A 3,631-nucleotide genomic window follows, 5' to 3' on the forward strand; every position below is an offset into this window, starting at 1 on the left:
CGGCGTAGGGCAGGCCGGCGAAGGCCACCCGGTGCAGCACGAAGTCCTGGCGGTCCATGGCCTCAGTCCGCCTTGGCTGCGCGCAGTGGCTTGGACACGCCGTCGATGCACAGCCGGTCGACCCGGTTGCCGAACTGCTCGGTGATCCAGAAGCAGCTGTCGGCGTCGCGGTCGATGCCGCCCACCCACACGCCGTCCTGCGGCACCGGGTAGCGCGCCACCACTTCGCCCTTCGGGATGTCGAAGCGCATCACCGCGTTGCCGAACACCGTGGAGACCCACATCGCGTGGTTGCCGGCGTCGTAGGACAGCTTGAACGGCGCCGAGTTGACCGGCATCGCGTACTCGCGGATCTGCTTGGTGTGGCGGTCCAGTACGCCGAGCTTGTCCGAGCGCATCTGCGCGAACCAGATGTCGCCCTTCTCGTCCTCGACGATGGACAGCGGCCAGGCCATGCGGGTGGGAATCTTCCAGCGGTCCACGCGCCACTTCTGCTGGTCCACCAGGCCCACGTGGTTGCCCTGCTTCTCGGCGAACCAGACCAGGTCCTCGTGGTCCACGAAGACGGTGCGCGGCGCCAGGTTGGGGGCCGGCAGCGGCAGCACGCGCCACTCGCCTTCGGCCGTCATGCGGGCCAGCGCGTTGCCGTCGCTCAGGGCCACCCAGACGTTGTGCTTGCTGTCCACCGCCACGCCGACCGGCAGGCTGTCGGGCACCGGCACCGTGAACTCGGTGACCTGATCGTTTCGGATGCGGGCGATCTTGTTGGCCGCGCGCAGGCTGACCCACACGTCGTCGTTGACCGGGTCCAGCCCCAGCGAGGTCGGGCCGGATTCGGGCGTGGGCATGGCCAGCTCGTGCAGCTTGCCGTCGCGCACATAGCCGACCTTGCTGCCGGCCGGGCCGGGCGGGAAGCCCGGGCCGACGAAGCCGCCGCCCATCTGCGTGAACCACACGGTGCCGCGCTTGTCGATGTTGACGATGCCGGGCAGCGAGTCGGTGGTCGGGATCTCCATCGGGTCGTAGCGGTAGCCCTTCAGCGCGTCGGCCACCGGGTCGGCCGGGCTTGCCTGCGAGACCCGTTGTTCACCGCCCACGTAGCCCAGGTCGGCCCGGATGATGGTGGCCAGCTTGTTGGTGCTTTGCTGGGCGAACCAGACGTTGCCCTTGGAGTCGATGGCCAGGCCCGCCGGGTGTGCGTTGTCGCCCCTGATCGGGAAGTGTTCGAACTGGCCGGTGGCCGGGTCGAAGCGGCCGATGCTGTTGGCGAACAGCTCGCTGAACCACATCTGGCCGAACTGGTCGGCCACGATGATGAAGGGCCCGGCTTGGCGGTTCTCCAGCGCAAATTCCTGCACCGTTCCGTCGGCCAGGATGCGACCGAGCTTGCCGGCACCGCGCTCGGTGAACCAGACGGTGCCGGTCTTGTCCACCGTCACGCCGCAGGGCCGGGCCGAAGGCGTGGAGAGCTTGTACTGGGTGAAGGTGGCGGTCTTGGGGTCGAACTTGCCGATGATGTTGACATCGCGCTCGGCAATCCAGATCGTGCCGTCCGGCGAGGCGGCAATGCCGGTGGACATCGTCGCCTTGGCCGGCAGCGCGAACTCCTCGACCTGGCCGGTCTTGATGCGCACCACGCCGATCTTGTCGGCCTTGGTGCCGGTGAACCAGACGTCGCCTGCCGGGTCGATGGCCAGGCCGGTCGGCCAAGCGCCGGGCGTGGGCACCTGGTAGTGGACTTTCTGCCCGTCGCGCTTGAAGCGGGTGATGCGGTTGGCCAGCCGCTCGGTGATCCACAGGTCGCCGGCCTTGTCGAACTCGATGCCCATCGGGCTGGTCTCGGCGTCGCCCAGGTACCACTCGGACATGGTGCCGCCCACGTCGATGCGGCCGATCTTGGACTGCGCCGGCACGTCGATGAAATTGCGCGCGAAGCGGCCACCGCTTTCGCTGAACCAGACCGCGTCGTTCTGGTCGATGGCCAGGATGTGCGGCACGGCATGGGCAGTCGGCACGGTGTACTCGGCCATCGTGAAGGTCTTGCCGGCGGAGCTTTGCAGCCGGTGCAGCGTGGTCGGCGCCGGCGTCACGGCCGTGGGCGTGCCGAAGTCCGTGGAGGGGGCCGCGGCCAGGGCCAACGTGGGCAGCAGCATCGCGCCGGCCAGGGCCAGGCTGAGGAAGGTGGTGTGCATGGCGGTCTCCTGGCTAGGCCACGTCGGTGGCAACGGCGGCGGACTCGGCTTGAGCGCTGGCCAGCGCGTTGCGCAGCGCTTCCATGGTCTGGCGGCTGTTGGCGCGCAGCAGCTCGCCAATGCGTTCGGCCACGTCGCCCTGGCCGTCCCAGCCCAGCACGGTGCTGGCGAAGTGGCGCGCCTCGTCCTCGTTGACCACGAACTCGTGGTGGCTCACGGCCTTGCAGCCTTGCTCGGTCGGCGTGATCTCCCAGTAGCCGCCGTGCATGCGCAGGAAGGCCGGCGGCGTGGGCTGGAAGTAGTAGATGCGGTTGCGCTGGCGGCAGCGCATGGTCTGGAACGAGGCATGGCTGCCGCGGCTGTTGACGGCCATGGTCAGCACCTGGCACTGCGCGTCTTCGTAGTGGAAGGTGATGCCGGTCACGTGCTCCGTCAGGCCGGGCCAGTGTTCGGCGCGCCAGAAGGCTTCCATGACCGCCGCGGCCGGCACGGGGTAGGCGATGTCGAGTCCGATGGTGTTCATGTCAGATGGCGTCCGTGGGAATGAGGGAGATGCGGTTCGCCCCTTGCTGGGTGAACCAGATGCCGCCGGCACCACCGGCGTAGATGCCCATGGGCTTGGCCTGGCCGTTGGCCATGGGCAGCGTGGTGAAGCGCGCGGTGGACGGCTGGAACACGGCCAGCTGGTTGCCGCCAACGCTGCCGATCTCGCCGCCGTCGGCGATCCAGATGCGGCCCTCTGCGTCACGCGCCAGCCGCACCGGCTCGGGCTTGGCGCCGGGGATGCGATAGCGCGCCCAGCCGCCGGTCACAGGGTCCAGCCGCGAGAGGTGGCCGCTGCCGCCTTCGGCGACCCACAGGCCGCTGCCGTCCAGCAGCATGCCGGTCGGGTTGGCGCCGGCTTCGGTGGTCATGTAGACCTGGAACTGCTGCTGCGCGCGGTCGAAGCGGGCGACGTAGCTGCCGTCGTCCTTCGCGGCGCTGACCCACAGGTTGCCGTGGCCGTCGGGCAGCAGGTAAAGCGGGTTGCTGTCGGCCAGCGGCAGCGCGTGGCGGGTGAACTGGCTGGTGGCGCTGTCGAAGCGCACGATGGCGTTTTCGCCCATCAGCGACATCCACACCGCGCCGGTCTCGTCCACCACCACCGCGCTGGGCAGCGCGTTGGCCCAGGGCACCGGGAACTCGTCGACCTTCGCGGTGGCCATGTCGATGCGGGCCAGCGCATTGCCGCGGAACTCGGCCACCCACATCACGCCGTCGCCTGCCGAGGCCAGGCCCACCGGCATGCTGACAGGCCGCGGCAGCGCCACCTCGCGGAACTCCTTGGTCGTCTGGTGGATGGCGGCGACCTTGTTGCCGAACATCAGCGGGAACCACAGCCAGCCATCGGCCGCGGCGACCAGCGTGTTGCCCGGCCCGCCGCCAGCGGAAGGGATCTT

Annotated in this window: 3 protein-coding genes; all 3 read right to left on the bottom strand. The window is 69.3% G+C overall.

Going from position 1 to position 3,631, the window contains the following annotated elements; genetic code table 11:
- Positions 1-62: 62 nt before the first annotated feature.
- Positions 63-2,192, bottom strand: a complete 2,130-nt coding sequence (locus tag FKP22_RS24060; protein ID WP_141290196.1) for a virginiamycin B lyase family protein — start codon at positions 2,190-2,192, stop codon at positions 63-65.
- Positions 2,193-2,205: 13 nt separating this feature from the next.
- Positions 2,206-2,715 carry an SRPBCC family protein gene (locus FKP22_RS24065; protein ID WP_141290197.1) on the bottom strand — a complete coding sequence of 170 codons (510 nt, stop codon included), beginning with the start codon at positions 2,713-2,715 and terminating at the stop codon, positions 2,206-2,208.
- 1 nt (position 2,716) lies between these two features.
- Positions 2,717-3,631: Vgb family protein (locus tag FKP22_RS32600; RefSeq protein WP_170201052.1), on the bottom strand; the 915-nt coding region annotated here is incomplete at its 5' end.

The sequence above is a fragment of the Ideonella azotifigens genome (genome assembly GCF_006519715.1).
Lineage (GTDB): Bacteria > Pseudomonadota > Gammaproteobacteria > Burkholderiales > Burkholderiaceae_C > Ideonella > Ideonella azotifigens.